Source organism: Pseudomonas sp. 2848 (assembly GCF_003253945.1).
Taxonomy (GTDB): domain Bacteria; phylum Pseudomonadota; class Gammaproteobacteria; order Pseudomonadales; family Pseudomonadaceae; genus Aquipseudomonas.
In genome coordinates, this window is the sequence record NZ_QKZD01000002.1 from 64046 (window position 1) to 78949 (window position 14904).

The 14904-nt window shown below is 63.5% G+C and carries 12 protein-coding genes; 4 read left to right on the plus strand and 8 right to left on the minus strand.

What is annotated here, in order from left to right; genetic code table 11:
* Positions 1 to 49 precede the first annotated feature (49 nt).
* The 3 genes from phoB to DFS21_RS04260 all read left to right on the plus strand — a co-directional run bounded on the left by phoB (position 50) and on the right by DFS21_RS04260 (position 3607).
* Positions 50 to 739, plus strand: coding sequence for a phosphate regulon transcriptional regulator PhoB (phoB, locus tag DFS21_RS04250; protein WP_003253341.1), 690 nt, complete (start codon positions 50 to 52; stop codon positions 737 to 739).
* A 72-nt stretch (positions 740 to 811) separates the two neighbouring features.
* Positions 812 to 2083: a phosphate regulon sensor histidine kinase PhoR gene (gene phoR, locus DFS21_RS04255; RefSeq protein WP_256591256.1), complete on the plus strand. Its 1272-nt coding sequence runs from the start codon at positions 812 to 814 to the stop codon at positions 2081 to 2083.
* A 183-nt stretch (positions 2084 to 2266) separates the two neighbouring features.
* Positions 2267 to 3607: a hemolysin family protein gene (locus DFS21_RS04260; RefSeq protein WP_110696806.1), complete on the plus strand. Its 1341-nt coding sequence runs from the start codon at positions 2267 to 2269 to the stop codon at positions 3605 to 3607.
* A 50-nt stretch (positions 3608 to 3657) separates the two neighbouring features.
* On the opposite strand, the gene DFS21_RS04265 is transcribed toward DFS21_RS04260, so the two are convergent.
* The 8 genes from DFS21_RS04265 to DFS21_RS04300 form a co-directional block, all read right to left on the minus strand.
* Positions 3658 to 4557 carry a peptidoglycan DD-metalloendopeptidase family protein gene (locus DFS21_RS04265; RefSeq protein WP_110696809.1) on the minus strand — a complete coding sequence of 300 codons (900 nt, stop codon included), beginning with the start codon at positions 4555 to 4557 and terminating at the stop codon, positions 3658 to 3660.
* A gap of 151 nt (positions 4558 to 4708) precedes the next feature.
* On the minus strand, positions 4709 to 5620 hold the full coding sequence (locus tag DFS21_RS04270) for a response regulator (protein ID WP_111531900.1): 912 nt from the start codon (positions 5618 to 5620) through the stop codon (positions 4709 to 4711).
* Positions 5621 to 5782: 162 nt separating this feature from the next.
* Complete coding sequence (phoU, locus tag DFS21_RS04275) at positions 5783 to 6553, minus strand: phosphate signaling complex protein PhoU (RefSeq protein ID WP_023630537.1); 771 nt, start codon at positions 6551 to 6553, stop codon at positions 5783 to 5785.
* A gap of 73 nt (positions 6554 to 6626) precedes the next feature.
* Entirely contained in the window at positions 6627 to 7460 is an 834-nt protein-coding gene (pstB, locus tag DFS21_RS04280; protein WP_031315066.1) for a phosphate ABC transporter ATP-binding protein PstB, read from the minus strand.
* Between the two features lie 72 nt (positions 7461 to 7532).
* The gene (gene pstA, locus DFS21_RS04285; protein ID WP_038707069.1) at positions 7533 to 9203 is read right to left on the minus strand and encodes a phosphate ABC transporter permease PstA; all 1671 of its coding nucleotides are present in this window, start codon (positions 9201 to 9203) and stop codon (positions 7533 to 7535) included.
* Between the two features lie 17 nt (positions 9204 to 9220).
* Entirely contained in the window at positions 9221 to 11509 is a 2289-nt protein-coding gene (locus DFS21_RS04290; protein ID WP_111531901.1) for an ABC transporter permease subunit, read from the minus strand.
* Positions 11510 to 11652: 143 nt separating this feature from the next.
* Positions 11653 to 12651 (minus strand): phosphate ABC transporter substrate-binding protein PstS, encoded by a 999-nt coding sequence (locus DFS21_RS04295; protein ID WP_102684600.1) that lies wholly within the window; start codon positions 12649 to 12651, stop codon positions 11653 to 11655.
* 168 nt (positions 12652 to 12819) lie between these two features.
* On the minus strand, positions 12820 to 14109 hold the full coding sequence (locus DFS21_RS04300; protein WP_102684601.1) for an MFS transporter: 1290 nt from the start codon (positions 14107 to 14109) through the stop codon (positions 12820 to 12822).
* A 362-nt stretch (positions 14110 to 14471) separates the two neighbouring features.
* Here DFS21_RS04300 and DFS21_RS04305 point away from each other — a divergent pair, with 362 nt between their 5' ends.
* Positions 14472 to 14870: an acyl-CoA thioesterase gene (locus DFS21_RS04305; RefSeq protein WP_003253317.1), complete on the plus strand. Its 399-nt coding sequence runs from the start codon at positions 14472 to 14474 to the stop codon at positions 14868 to 14870.
* The last annotated feature ends 34 nt before the right edge of the window (positions 14871 to 14904 follow it).

The window sequence follows — 14904 nt, forward strand, 5'->3', positions numbered from 1 at the left end:
CGTTATCTAATGCGGGCCAAGACATCGTTCCTGGGAGAGGTAATTGAGCATGGTTGGCAGAAACATTCTGATCGTCGACGACGAAGCGCCTATCCGCGAGATGATCGCCGTTGCATTGGAAATGGCCGGCTATGACTGCCTCGAGGCCGAGAACTCGCAACAGGCCCACGCCATCATCGTCGACCGCAAGCCGGACCTGATCCTGCTCGACTGGATGCTGCCGGGCACCTCCGGTATCGAACTGGCCCGCCGCCTCAAGCGCGACGAGCTGACCGGCGACATCCCGATCATCATGCTCACCGCCAAGGGTGAAGAGGACAACAAGATCCAGGGTCTGGAAGTCGGCGCCGACGACTACATCACCAAGCCGTTCTCACCCCGTGAACTGGTGGCGCGCCTCAAGGCCGTGCTGCGCCGCACCGGCCCAAGCGACAGCGAAGCGCCGATCGAAGTCGGCGGCCTGCTGCTCGACCCGATCAGCCACCGCGTGACCATCGACGGCAAACCGGCCGAGATGGGCCCCACCGAGTACCGCCTGCTGCAGTTCTTCATGACTCACCAGGAGCGCGCCTACACCCGCGGCCAGTTGCTCGACCAGGTCTGGGGCGGCAACGTCTATGTCGAGGAGCGCACCGTCGACGTGCACATCCGCCGCCTGCGCAAGGCACTGGGTGAAGCCTACGAAAATCTGGTACAAACCGTCCGCGGCACTGGCTATCGCTTCTCGACCAAAAGCTGATCGAAGCCCAAGCGCCCGCTGTACAAGGACTGTCAATTGAACCAGAACTGGCACGCGACCCTGATTCGCCACATGCTCCTGCTGATCACCGTCTGCCTGATCGGCGGGCTGGTCAGCGGTTACTATGGCTGGAGCCTAGCCATCGGCCTGGCCTTCTACCTGGGCTGGACACTGAAGCAGTTGCTGCGCTTGCACGACTGGTTGCGCAATCATCAACCCGATGAAGCGCCACCCGATGGCTACGGCCTGTGGGGCGAAGTGTTCGACAGCATCTATCACCTGCAGCGCCGCGACCAGCGCGTGCGTGGCCGCCTGCAGGCAGTGATCGACCGGGTCCAGGAGTCCACCGCCGCGCTGCGCGATGCGGTGATCATGCTCGACAGCGATGGCAACCTGGAATGGTGGAACCGCGCCGCCGAGACCCTGCTGGGCTTCAAGACCCCGCAGGACGGCGGCCAGCCGGTGACCAACCTGGTGCGCCACCCGCGCTTCAAGGAGTACTTCGAGTCGGAGAACTACGCCGAGCCGCTGGAGATCCCGTCGCCGATCAACGACCGCCTGCGTGTGCAACTGCACCTTACCCGCTACGGCAACAACGAGCACCTGATGCTGGTGCGCGACGTGACCCGCATCCACCAGCTGGAACAGATGCGCAAGGACTTCGTGGCCAACGTCTCCCACGAGCTGCGCACGCCGCTGACGGTGATCACCGGCTACCTGGAGACGCTGCTGGACAACGTCGAGGACGTGAACCCGCGCTGGAGCCGTGCCTTGCAGCAGATGAGCGCGCAAGGCTCACGCATGCAGACCCTGCTCAACGACCTGCTGCTGTTGGCCAAGCTCGAAGCCACCGACTATCCCTCGGACAACCAGCCGGTACTGGTCGACACCCTGCTCACCGCCATCAAGAACGACGCCCAGGCCCTGTCCGGCCCGCGCAACCAGCGGATCAGCCTGGAAGCAACGCCTGGCATACGCCTCAAAGGCAGCGAGTCGGAGCTGCGCAGCGCGTTCTCCAACCTGGTGTTCAACGCGGTCAAGTACACCCAGGATGAGGGCAATATCCGCATTCGCTGGTGGGCCGACGACCAGGGCGCGCACCTCAGCGTGCAGGACTCGGGGGTCGGTATCGAGGCCAAGCACCTGCCCCGCCTGACCGAACGCTTCTACCGCGTCGACTCCAGCCGCGCCTCCAACACCGGCGGCACCGGGCTGGGCCTGGCGATCGTCAAGCACGTGCTGATGCGCCATCGCGGACGCCTGGAAATCAGCAGCGTGCCGGGGCATGGCAGCACCTTCACCTGTCATTTTGCGCCAGCACAATTGGTCACGAATCGAGGATGACCCTTCGCGGGGCAAGCCCGCACCCACGCCAGCAAAGACAAGCGTGGGAGCGGGCTTGCCCCGCGATGCGGTCAGCGTCCCCTTTGCTTTTGCGGCGCCAGCCGCTACATTGGATCCCCCGTGCCAGCCATCGCTGGCACTTTTTTTCTCCCTTTCAAAGACGGACCCCGTAAAAACCCCATCATGGACCCTTCCCCTGGTATCAGCCTCACCTCGTTGTTCGCCGATTTCGGCATGATTCTCTTTGCCTTGTTCCTGGTGCTGCTCAACGGCTTCTTCGTGGCCGCCGAGTTCGCCATGGTCAAGCTGCGCTCCACCCGCGTCGAGTCCATTGCCGAGCTGCATGGCTGGCGGGGCAGCATCCTGCGCAAGGTGCACAACCAGCTCGACGCCTATCTTTCGGCGTGCCAGCTGGGTATCACCCTGGCCTCGCTGGGCCTGGGCTGGGTCGGCGAGCCGGCATTCGCCCACCTGCTCGAACCACTGCTGGCCTACTTCGGCGTCGACTCCCCCGAGCTGATCAAGGGCATCTCGTTCTTCGTCGCGTTCTTCGTCATCTCCTACCTGCACATCGTGGTCGGCGAGCTGGCGCCCAAGTCCTGGGCGATCCGCAAACCCGAGTTGCTGTCGCTGTGGACGGCGGTGCCGCTGTACCTGTTCTACTGGGCGATGTACCCGGCCATCTACCTGCTCAACGCCAGCGCCAACACCATCCTGCGCATCGCCGGGCAAGGTGAGCCCGGCCCGCACCACGAGCACCACTACAGCCGCGAGGAGCTCAAGCTGATCCTGCACTCCAGCCGCGGCCAGGACCCAAGCGACCAAGGCATGCGCGTGCTGGCCTCGGCCGTCGAGATGGGCGAGCTGGAGGTGGTCGACTGGGCCAACTCCCGCGAGGACATGGTCAGCATCGATGCCCATGCGCCGCTGAAGGAAATCCTCGCCCTGCTGCGCCGTCACAAGTTCAGCCGCTACCCGGTGTATGACGCCGAGCGCGAGGAATTCACCGGCCTGCTGCACATCAAGGACCTGCTGCTGGAGCTCGCAGAGCTCGACCACTTGCCGCAAACCATCGACCTTGCAGACCTCGCCCGCCCGCTGGAACGGGTGTCCCGGCACATGCCGCTGTCCCAGCTGCTGGAACAGTTCCGCAAGGGTGGCGCGCACTTCGTGCTGGTCGAGGAAGCCGACGGCAAGGTGATCGGCTACCTGACCATGGAAGACGTGCTGGAAGTGCTGGTGGGCGATATCCAGGACGAACACCGCAAGACCGAGCGCGGCATCCTCGCCTACCAGCCGGGCAAGTTGCTGGTGCGCGGTGATACGCCGCTGTTCAAGGTCGAGCGCTTGCTGGGTATCGACCTGGACCACATCGAAGCGGAAACCCTCGCCGGGCTGATCTACGAGACCCTCAAACGCGTCCCCGAGGAAGAGGAAGTGCTGGAGGTCGAAGGCCTGCGCATCATCATCAAGAAGATGAAAGGGCCGAAGATTGTGCTGGCCAAGGTGCTCAAGCTCGATTGACCTGAGAGCCCGCGCCTACATCTGTGGGTGCGGGCTTGCCTCGCGATGCGTCATGGATTCCCTGCGGTAAAGTCCGGCAGTCCACCGATTGGCCGGTCGAACTGATACGGGATCGACTCCAGCGCCAGCCCCACATTGCGCTGCACCACGAAATGCAGGTGCGGCCCGCTGCTGTTACCGGTGTTGCCCGATTTGGCCAGCGCCTGCCCCTGGGCCACACGCTGCCCCTCGCCCACCACCACCGAGCCGCGCATCAGGTGCAGGTAAACGCCCATGGTGCCGTCCGGGTGCAGGATCCTGACGAAATTGCCCGCCGGATTGTTGCCCCGCCCGCTCTGGTTGTTCTCGATCTTCACCACCACCCCGCCGCGTGCCGCGATGATCGGCGTGCCTTCGGGCATGGCGATATCCATGGCGTAGCGGCCCTTGGGCCCGAAGTGGCTGAAACGGCCGTTGGGGCCCTGGCTCAGGCGGAACGGCCCGCCCTTCCAGGGGAACGGATAACGGTAGCCCTGCGGGCGCTGGCCCGGGTCGCCCATGGCGTAGCGGAACTTGGTGTCGTACTTGAGGCGAGCCCCTTGGCGAGCCTGCACCACGCTGAGGATCAGGTTCGAGCGTGGTGGCACCAGGCGCCGGACGATACGCGGGGCGTTACCGCCCTGGGCATTGGCCAGGCGCTCCACACGCAGTTCAACTTCCATCGGCACGAACAGCTCGTTGCGCGCGACAAAACGCACGCCACCGGCGAAATCCTCGGTCTTCAGCCGCACCTGGCCGTCCAGGCGCTCGACCATGGGTTCGCGGAACACGAAAACCTTGGCGCCCACACTGGGACGGTCGGAATAGGAAACCACGCCATAGGTATCGGTGGTCTTGTAGATGGTCATGCCCAGGCTCGACGCCGAGGCCGTGAGCAAGGCACAGAACAGCAGCAGTCGGGAGGGCGGCATGATGGTGGCTTTTTGACAGTTACGTTCTGTCGAAGCCTAGCAGCCGGATTTGAGAGGGATATGACAGTTGGTCGGGATGCTGGAGGTGTAACGTGGGAGCGGGCAAGCCCGCTCCCAAAACATCCGCTCCGACGCGGTGCTCAAGCGGCCATCAGGCGCCAGGCGTGAAATGCTTCTGCGCCGTGCCGCGGGCGATCAGCCGCGACAGGTAGTCGAGTTTCTGCGCATCCTGGTCGACAAACTTGAAGGTCAGCTGCAGCCAGTCGCTCTCAGGCTTGGGCTCCAGCGCCGCAATGGCGTGCAGGTAGCCGTTCAGGCGCGCCGTTTCGGCATTCTCGCCTTGCTCCAGGTCCAGCACCGCGCCTTCGAGCACCTGTGGCAGGTTGGTACCGCGGCGCACCACCAGCAGGGCTTCCTTGAGGCTCAGGGCCTTGATCATGCACGGCTGGGTTCCGCTGGACAGGCGCAGTTGGCCCTGGCCACGACCAGCCTGGGCCGCTGCAGCGGCAGCCTTCGGCGTGGGGGCGTTGATCAGAGGCTTGGCCGCTGCTGCCACGGGCGCAGCGGCGGGCGCGGTTACCTTGGCCGCGTCCGGGCGACCGCCCGTCAGGGCACTGAGCGAGTCGTTGGCGAACGCAGAGTTGACCCGCGCCGGCGCGCTGGACATCAGGCTGTCGAGCTTGCCGATCTTGGTCAGCGACTTCTTCACCTTGGTCAGCAGCTGCTCGTTGGTGAAGGGCTTGCCGACGAAGTCGGAAACGCCGGCCTGGATGGCCTGGATCACGTTTTCCTTATCACCACGGCTGGTCACCATGATGAACTGCATGGTCTTCATCTCTTCCTGCTGACGGCACCAGGTCAGCAGTTCGAGGCCGGACATCTCCGGCATTTCCCAGTCGCACAGGACCAGGTCGAAACGTTCCTTGCTCAGCATGGCCATGGCCTTGCGACCGTTGACCGCGTCCTCGATCACCATGCCGGGGAAGGCATTGCGCAGGCACTTCCTTACCAGGTCACGGATGAACGGGGCATCATCCACGACCAGCACATTCACTTTACTCATCGATACTCCTCTTGATCCCGGCTAGCATACCGCCGACTGATGGCCATTTGCCAAACCACTGGTCACGCCGGGACTTCTCACACGGTTCGCGGGTGCCTGCTGGTGCTCGACCGCAAACGAAAACGCCCGGCGGTTGCCGGGCGTTCATGCTCGGGAGCAATCTTATTTATCGTCCGGTTCAGCCGGAACATTAGCGATTTCGCCCTCATCGAACGCTTCGCCCTGCACCTCGGCCTTCATGCGCTTGAGGCCCATGTGGCGCACGTCGGTACCACGTACCAGGTAGATCACCAACTCGGAGATGTTGCGTGCGTGGTCGCCGATGCGCTCCAGCGAACGCAGGGCCCAGATCACGCTCAACACGCGGGAGATCGAGCGCGGATCTTCCATCATGTAGGTGACCAGCTCGCGCAGCGCCGTCTTGTACTCGCGGTCGATGGTCTTGTCGTACTGGGCCACCGACAGCGCCAGGTCGGCATCGAAGCGGGCGAAGGCGTCCAGCGCGTCGCGGACCATGTTGCGCACCTGGTCGCCGATGTGGCGCACCTCGACGTAGCCACGCGGCGACTCGCCTTCCTCGCACAGCTGGATGGCACGGCGGGCGATCTTGGTGGACTCGTCACCAATGCGCTCCAGGTCGATCACCGACTTGGAGATGCTGATGATCAGGCGCAGGTCGGAGGCCGCCGGCTGGCGACGAGCGAGAATGCGCACGCACTCCTCGTCGATGTTGCGCTCCATCTGGTTGATCTGTTCGTCGACCTCGCGCACCTGCTGCGCCAGGCCCGAGTCGGCCTCGATCAGCGCGGTGACGGCATCGTTCACCTGTTTCTCCACCAGCCCGCCCATGGCCAGCAGGTGGCTGCGCACCTCCTCGAGCTCGGCGTTGAACTGCTGGGAGATGTGGTGGGTAAGGCTTTCTTTGTTGATCATCGTTTCGCTCCGCGAAGCAGCTGCAGGCTTCAAGTCGTTCGTGTCGTTCCCTGGCGTTCCTACCTTGCCGGTCTTAGCCGTAGCGACCGGTGATGTAGTCTTCGGTCTGCTTCTTCGCCGGGTTGGTGAACAGGGTGTCGGTATCACCGAATTCGACCAGTTTGCCCATGTACATGAAGGCGGTGTAGTCCGAAACACGGGCCGCCTGCTGCATGTTGTGGGTCACGATGACGATGGTGTACTTGGATTTCAGTTCGTAGATCAGCTCTTCGACCTTCAGCGTCGAGATCGGGTCCAGTGCCGAGCAGGGTTCATCGAGCAACAGCACTTCCGGCTCAACGGCAATGGTACGGGCGATCACCAGACGCTGCTGCTGGCCACCGGACAGGCCCAGCGCCGACTCGTGCAGGCGGTCCTTGACCTCATCCCACAGGGCCGCGCCCTTCAGCGCCCACTCGACGGCCTCGTCGAGCACGCGCTTCTTGTTGATGCCCTGGATACGCAGGCCGTAGACCACGTTCTCGTAGATGGTCTTGGGGAACGGGTTGGGCTTCTGGAACACCATGCCCACGCGGCGACGCAGCTCGGCCACGTCCTCGCCCTTGCGGTAGATGTTGTTGCCGTACAGGTTGATGGCGCCTTCGACACGGCAGCCGTCGACCAGGTCGTTCATGCGGTTGAAGGTGCGCAGCAGCGTGGACTTACCGCAGCCGGACGGGCCGATGAAGGCGGTCACGCGCTGCTTGGGGATGTTCATACTGACGTCGAACAGTGCTTGCTTGTCGCCGTAGAACAGGGACAGGCCGGGTACTTCGATGGCCACGGTCTCTTCAGCCAGGCGCAGGCTCTGCTTGTCGCGGCCCAGGGCCGACATGTCGATGCCGTGGGCGTGGGATTCATGCTGCATGGTCAACTCCATACGCTATCAATTCGTTTCAAAGGGCCGCCCGGCATCCGGGCAGCACGCTTGCAATCAGGATCAGTGGTCCAGGGCCTTGTACTTCTCGCGCAGGTGGTTACGGATCCACACCGCCGAGAGGTTGAGGGTGGCGATCACCAGCACCAGCAGCAGCGCGGTGGCGTACACCAGCGGCCGCGCGGCCTCGACGTTGGGGCTCTGGAAGCCGACGTCGTAGATGTGGAAGCCCAGGTGCATGATCTTCTGGTCCAGGTGCAGGTACGGGTAGTTGCCGTCCACCGGCAGCGATGGCGCCAGCTTCACCACACCCACCAGCATCAGCGGGGCCACTTCGCCGGCGGCGCGGGCCACGGCGAGGATCATGCCGGTCATCATGGCCGGGCTGGCCATCGGCAGGACGATCTTCCACAGCGTCTCGGCCTTGGTCGCGCCCAGGGCCAGCGAGCCTTCGCGAACAGTGCGCGGAATACGCGCCAGGCCTTCCTCGGTGGCCACGATCACCACCGGCACGGCCAGCAGCGCCAGGGTCAGCGAAGCCCACAGCAGGCCCGGCGTACCCAGCGTAGGTGCCGGCAGCGACTCGGGGAAGAACAGCCGGTCGATGGAGCCGCCCAGCACGTAGACGAAGAAGCCCAGGCCGAACACGCCATAGACGATCGCCGGTACGCCGGCGAGGTTGTTCACGGCGATGCGGATCAGCCGGGTCACCGGGCCCTGCCTGGCGTATTCACGCAGGTAGACGGCAGCCAGCACGCCGAACGGGGTGACGATCACCGCCATGATCAGGGTCATCATCACGGTGCCGAAGATGGCCGGGAAGATACCGCCTTCGGTGTTGGCCTCACGCGGGTCGTCGCTGAGGAACTCCCACACCTTGGCGAAGTAGGCACCCATCTTGGTAAAACCGGACATGGCGTTCGGCTGGATGGCGTGGACCACCTTGCTCAGGTTGATCTCCACTTCGCGGCCATTGCCGTCCCGGGCTACCAGGCTGTCGCGGGCGAACTCCTGGTGCAGGCCGTTGAGGCGCTCTTCGATGGCCTTGTAGCGGTTGTTCAGTTCGGCGCGCTCGGCGTCCATGTCGGCCTGTGCAGCGGCGTCGAGCTTGCCGTCCAGCTCCAGCTTGCGGCTGTGCAGGCGCAGGCGCTCCAGGCCGTGGTTGATGGCACCGATGTCCTTCTTCTCGAGCTTCACAAGCTGGTCGTTGAGCTGGCTGGCGCGCTTGAGGCGGGCCTGCAACTCGTTCCAGGCTTCCGGCCCCTGGGCGACCACGCGGCCTTCTTCCTTGACGCTGACCAGGTAGCCGTAGAAGTTGCCCCATTCGCGGCGCTCTAGGGCAATCAGGTCGGCAGGTTTCTGCTGATCGACCAGCCACTCGCCGACCACCCAGGTGAAGTCGCTGCCGTTGAGGTCGCGGTTGCCCACCTTGATCAGCTCGCGGGTCATGAACTCCGGGCCTTGGTCGGGCACCGGCAGGCCGGCACCCTTGAGGCGTTCCCGGGGCACTTCTTCCTTCTGCACCACTTCACCGATGACGATGTGGTCAGCCTGGCCCGGCACCTTGTAGGTGGCCTGGACCAGGTCGGCCGGCCAGAAGTGGCCCAGGCCGCGCACGGCGATCACGGCCAGCAGGCCGACGGTCATGATGACCGCCATGGCCACCGCGCCGCCACTGATCCAGACGCCGGGGGCGCCGCTCTTGAACCAGCCTTTGAGGGAATCCTTTTTCACGGATCTCTACCTTTCTATCAAAGCGACGAGTATTTCTTGCGCAGGCGCTGGCGAATCAGCTCGGCCAGGGTGTTCATCACAAAGGTGAACAACAGCAGCACGAGGGCGGCGAGGAACAGCACACGATAGTGGCTGCCGCCGACTTCCGATTCGGGCATTTCCACGGCCACGTTGGCGGCCAGGGTGCGCATGCCCTCGAACAGGTTCAGCTCCATCACCGGGGTATTGCCGGTGGCCATCAGCACGATCATGGTCTCACCCACCGCACGGCCCATGCCGATCATCAGCGCCGAGAAGATGCCCGGGCTGGCGGTGAGGATGACCACGCGGGTCAGGGTCTGCCATGGCGTCGCGCCCAGCGCCAGCGAGCCCAGGGTCAGGCTGCGCGGCACGCTGAACACGGCGTCCTCGGCGATGGAGTAGATGTTCGGGATGACCGCGAAGCCCATGGCGATACCCACTACCAGGGCGTTGCGCTGGTCGTAGGTGATGCCGAGGTCGTTGCTGATCCACAGGCGCATGTCGCCCTTGAAGAACCAGCTCTCGAGGAACGGACTCATGTACAGGGCAAACCAACCGATCACCAGGATCACCGGGATCAGGATCGCCGCTTCCCAGCCATCAGGGATGCGCAGGCGGATCGACTCCGGCAGGCGGCTCCAGCTGTAGCCGGCAAGCAGGATACCGATCGGCATGATCAGGAACAGGCTGAACACGCCCGGCAGGTGGCCTTCGAGGTACGGCGCGAGGAACAGGCCGGCGAAGAAGCCGAGGATCACCGTCGGCATCGCTTCCATCAACTCGATCACCGGCTTGACCTTGCGGCGCATGCCTGGGGCCATGAAGTAGGCGGTGTAGATGGCGGCGGCGATGGCCAGCGGGGCAGCCAGGATCATCGCGTAGAACGCGGCCTTGAGCGTACCGAAGGTCAGCGGCGACAGGCTCAGCTTGGGTTCGAAGTCGGTGTTCGAGGCGGTCGACTGCCAGACGTACTTGGGCTCGTCGTAGTTCTCGTACCAGACCTTGCCCCACAGCGCGCTGAAGGAGACTTCCGGGTGCGGGTTCTTCAGGCTCAGCGGCAGCAGCTTGTTGCCTTGCTCGATGATGATGCGGTTGGCGCGCGGCGACAGGGCGAGGATGCCCGCGCCTTCGGCGACCGGCTCGACCAGCAGGGTGCGGTGCGCGGTGCTGTGGAACACGCCGAGCTTGCCGTCGCTGTCCAGGGCGATGAAGCCCTTGCGGCGCTCCTCGGCGTCGATCTGCACCACCGGGGCCTTGCCCAGCTGGAAGCTGCGGATCAACTTGAAGCGCGACTCGCCATCGGGGTCGCGGGCCATGAACCACTGGCTCAGGCCACCCTTGGAGTCACCGAAGATCAGCGAGATGCCGCCAACCAGCTGGGCGGTCGCGGTGATTTCGGCGTTGCCGTCCTCGAGCAGCTTGTAGCGGCCGTTGAGGCTCTTGTCGCGCAGGCTGAACACGTCGGCGGTGGCGCGGCCGTTGACCACGTACAGCCACTGCTGGCGCGGGTCGATGAAGATGTTCTTCACCACCTCGGTCATCTGCGGCAGTTCGATACGGTTTTGCTCGACAGTGACCTCGTCAGTCATCATGTTCTCGGTGCGCGACAGTTCGATCACCTGCAGGTGCGCACCGGTGGAACCGGCCAGCAACAAGGTGTCGCCGTTGACGTTGACGCTCACATGCTCCAGCGCGCGGCCTTGTTCATCCAGGGTGAACAGGTCCTGACCATAGGGGAAGTCGATGCCCGCCTCGATGGTCTTCTTGTTGTCCGGATAGGTGATCTTGTAGGTGTGGTGGAACACCAGCGCCTGGCCGTTGGACAGGCCCACCACCACCAGCGGGCTGCCCGGCTGGTCGGTGCTGATCGAGCTGACCTGGGCGCCGGCCGGCAGCGGCAGGTCGACGCGCTTCAGCTCGTTGCCGGTCTTGGTGTCGAAGAACAGGGCCTGGCCCTTGTCGGATACACGCATACCCACGAGGTTCTGTTCCTCGAGGGCGATCAACAGCGGTTTACCGGCGTCCTGCTGCAGCCAGGTCGGCTCCAGCGCCTTCTTGCTGGAAAGCGTGGCGCCCTGGAACAGCGGCAGCACCACATAGGCCAGGTAGAAGAAGATCAGCGTAATCGCCGCCAGCACGGCAAGCCCGCCCACCAGGACGTACCAGCGGGTCAGGCGATCCTTGAGGGCGCGCAGGCGGCGCTTGCGTTGCAACTCGGGCGTATTGAAGTCAATGCGCACGGGAGGAGAATTTTGGGTCATTGTGGAGTTGGCCAGATCATTCATGCGCACACCCTAGCGGTCCCGTATGACAAAAACATGACAGTGCAGTGACGCAAAAAAGCCCGCCGCGCAGGAGCCCTGGCTTCGGACTAAGGAATTCGTGGAAGAGGCCGGTATTATTAGTCACCGGCCTCAACCTCAATTACTTACTTCTTTGCAACGTTACCCGCGTGGGACAGGCCCAGGTCGGCCAGGGTCTTGTCGACCACTTTGGCTGGAAGCGGGATGTAGCCGTCCTTCACGACAACTTGCTGGCCGGCCTGCGACAGCACCAGCTTGACGAACTCGGCTTCCAGCGGGGCCAGAGGCTTGTTCGGCGCCTTGTTGACATAGACGTAGAGGAAACGCGACAGCGGGTAGGTGCCGTTCAGGGCGTTGGCTTCGTTGTCTTCGACGAACGCGCCGCCTTCTTTCTTGGCCAAGGCAACGGTCTTGACGCTGGCGGTCTTGTAGCCGATGCCCGAGTAGCCGATGCCGTTCAGCGACGAGCTGATCGACTGCACTACCGAGGCCGAGCCAGGCTGTTCGTTGACGTTAGGCTTGAAGTCGCCTTTGCACAGGGCTTCTTCCTTGAAGTAGCCGTAGGTGCCCGATACCGAGTTGCGGCCGAACAGCTGGATTGGCTTGTTGGCCAGGTCGCCGGTCACACCGATGTCGCCCCAGGTCTTGACGTCAGCCTTGCCGCCGCACAGGCGAGTGGAGGAGAAGATAGCGTCAACCTGAGCCATGGTCAGGCCCTTGATCGGGTTGTCCTTGTGCACGAACACGGCCAGGGCGTCCACGGCAACCGGGATGGCGGTCGGCTTGTAGCCGTACTTCTGCTCGAAGGCCTGCAGCTCGACGTCCTTCATCTTGCGGCTCATCGGGCCCAGGTTGGCGGTGCCTTCGGTCAGGGCGGGTGGCGCGGTCGAGGAACCGGCGGCCTGGATCTGGATGTTTACGTTCGGATATTCCTTCTTGTAGGCCTCGGCCCACAGGGTCATCAGGTTCGCGAGGGTGTCGGAACCGACGCTGGAGAGGTTGCCCGAAACACCGGTGGTCTTGGTGTAGGTCGGGATTGCAGGATCGACAGCGGCGACCGCATTGGCGGCAGCGACGCCAGCGGCGGCAAAGGTCAGGGCCGCCATCAAACGCTTCAGTTTCATGCCTTGCTCCTAGCAGGAATATCGTGGGTTGTGAGATGGAACGGGCCCAAGTATCTGCAGGCCGCATGAACACTCTATGACTCGAATATGACAATTGGATGAAAGGCCATCACCGGTAACCGGGATGGCCTTTACAGGATGTTGCAGAGGGGGAAATTAGAGCGGGTTTCAGCGTTTGCGTGCGAGCAGATAGATGCCCACCAACAGACCAACGGCGCAAAGGCACGCCACGTAATAGGCGGGTGCCATCGGACTGAACTTCAGCAGTGCGGTCACCACCATCGGCGTGAGGCCACCGAAGATCGCGTAGGCCAGGTTGTAGGAGAACGACAGACCGCTGAACCGAACCACCGGCGGGAACGCCTTGACCATCACGTAAGGCACGGCGCCGACGATACCCACGCACAGGCCAGTCAGCGCATAGAGCGGGAACAGCAGGTCCGGGCGGGTCGGCAGACTGTGGTAGAAAGCCCAGGACGACGCCAGCAGCGCCAGGCTGCCGACGATGAACACGCGCCCGGCGCCGAAACGGTCGGCCAGGCTGCCAGCGCCGACGCAGCCCAGGCTGAGCAGCACGATGGCCAGGCTATTGGCCTTGAGCGAGTCGGTGGGGCTGACGTGGTAGAGGCTCTGCAGCAACGCCGGGGTCATGAGGATGATCACCACGATGCCGGCCGACAGCAGCCAGGTGAGCAGCATCGACAGGATGATCGCGCCGCGGTGATCACGCAGCACCGCGCGCAGCGGCAGCTCTTCGGCCAGGGCCTTGCGCGCCTGCATTTCGGCGAAAACGGGGGTCTCATGCAACCAACGGCGCAGGTAGACCGCGAAGAAGCCGAACACCCCACCGAGCAGGAACGGGATACGCCAGGCGTAGTCCGCCACTTCCTCGGGGGTGTAGAGCGTATTGATCAGCGTTGCCACCAGCGAGCCAAGCAGGATGCCCGAGGTCAGGCCGGCGGTCAGCGTGCCGCAGGCATAGCCGGTGTTGCGCGCCGGCACGTGCTCGGAGACGAACACCCAGGCTCCTGGCACCTCGCCACCGATGGCCGCGCCCTGAATCACCCGCATCAGCAGCAGCAGGATCGGTGCCCACAGGCCAATCTGCGCATAGGTGGGCAACAGCCCCATCACCAGGGTCGGCACGGCCATCATGAAAATGCTCAGGGTGAACATCTTCTTGCGTCCGAGCAGGTCGCCGAAGTGGGCCATGACGATACCGCCCAATGGCCGGGCCAGATAGCCGGCGGCGAAGATGCCGAAGGTCTGCATCAGGCGCAGCCATTCGGGCATGTCGGCGGGGAAGAACAACTTGCCCACCACCGTGGCGAAGAACACGAAGATGATGAAGTCGTAAAACTCCAGTGCACCGCCCAGCGCGGACAGCGAGAGGGTCTTGTAGTCACTGCGGGACAACGGCCGGGACGGCTGCTCGATACTGCTCTGCACGGAGGTCATCGCTGTTCTTTCTCTTGTAGGTCTGCGGACCGCTTGGCATGCGGCTTCTGGATTGAGTAGTCGGCGAAGATAGCAAATTGCCGAGCCGCGCTCATAGCGGTACAAAATCCATACAGATATTCATGAATGTGCGGTCGTCGCTGGCTGTGCAGGTATATATACTGCCCGCTCGTAGGAAAAGGTTGCTTATCCTGAGGGATGCTGTGCGAAAACGTCGGTCATTGTTGTCAGACTGTTTCGCAGAGTTTCCCTGAGGCCGCCCCCTGAAGCGAAATCAGCGTAGTATGCGTGTTGCTGAATCGTTTTTACGGCGTCCGTTATTGCGCCACCAACGAAGCGTCACGGGTCAGAGGCCCCACGGCATGATTGAGCTCGAACAAGAAGATCCTATCCCGCAAGGCGACCTGGCCTTGCAGATCACCGCGCTGCCGCGTGAGACCAATGGTTTCGGCGATATCTTCGGCGGCTGGCTGGTCGCCCAGATGGACCTGGCCGGCACCGCCATGGCCAGCCGCGTCGCCGGAGGCCGAGTGGCCACGGTAGCCATCGATCGCATGGCGTTCCTGGTCCCGGTGGCCGTGGGCGCGCAGCTGTCCTTCTATACCCAGACCCTGGAAATCGGCCGCAGCTCGATCCAGATGATGGTCGAAGTGTGGAGCGACGACCCGCTGTCCAGCGAATGGCGCAAGGTCACCGAGGCAGTGTTCGTGTTCGTCGCCATCGATGGCAGTGGTCGCACCCGCTCCGTACCTCGTCGCTGAGCCTGGCGAGCGGTAAACTCATTGCACGTCACCG

Coding starts and splice junctions, on each gene's coding strand:
- phoB (WP_003253341.1), top strand. CDS start 50: ATGGTTGGCAGAAACATTCTGATCGTCGACGACGAAGCGCCTATCCGC.
- phoR (WP_256591256.1), top strand. CDS start 812: ATGCTCCTGCTGATCACCGTCTGCCTGATCGGCGGGCTGGTCAGCGGT.
- DFS21_RS04260 (WP_110696806.1), top strand. CDS start 2,267: ATGGACCCTTCCCCTGGTATCAGCCTCACCTCGTTGTTCGCCGATTTC.
- DFS21_RS04265 (WP_110696809.1), bottom strand. CDS start 4,557: ATGCCGCCCTCCCGACTGCTGCTGTTCTGTGCCTTGCTCACGGCCTCG.
- DFS21_RS04270 (WP_111531900.1), bottom strand. CDS start 5,620: ATGAGTAAAGTGAATGTGCTGGTCGTGGATGATGCCCCGTTCATCCGT.
- phoU (WP_023630537.1), bottom strand. CDS start 6,553: ATGATCAACAAAGAAAGCCTTACCCACCACATCTCCCAGCAGTTCAAC.
- pstB (WP_031315066.1), bottom strand. CDS start 7,460: ATGCAGCATGAATCCCACGCCCACGGCATCGACATGTCGGCCCTGGGC.
- DFS21_RS04290 (WP_111531901.1), bottom strand. CDS start 11,509: ATGAATGATCTGGCCAACTCCACAATGACCCAAAATTCTCCTCCCGTG.
- DFS21_RS04295 (WP_102684600.1), bottom strand. CDS start 12,651: ATGAAACTGAAGCGTTTGATGGCGGCCCTGACCTTTGCCGCCGCTGGC.
- DFS21_RS04300 (WP_102684601.1), bottom strand. CDS start 14,109: ATGACCTCCGTGCAGAGCAGTATCGAGCAGCCGTCCCGGCCGTTGTCC.
- DFS21_RS04305 (WP_003253317.1), top strand. CDS start 14,472: ATGATTGAGCTCGAACAAGAAGATCCTATCCCGCAAGGCGACCTGGCC.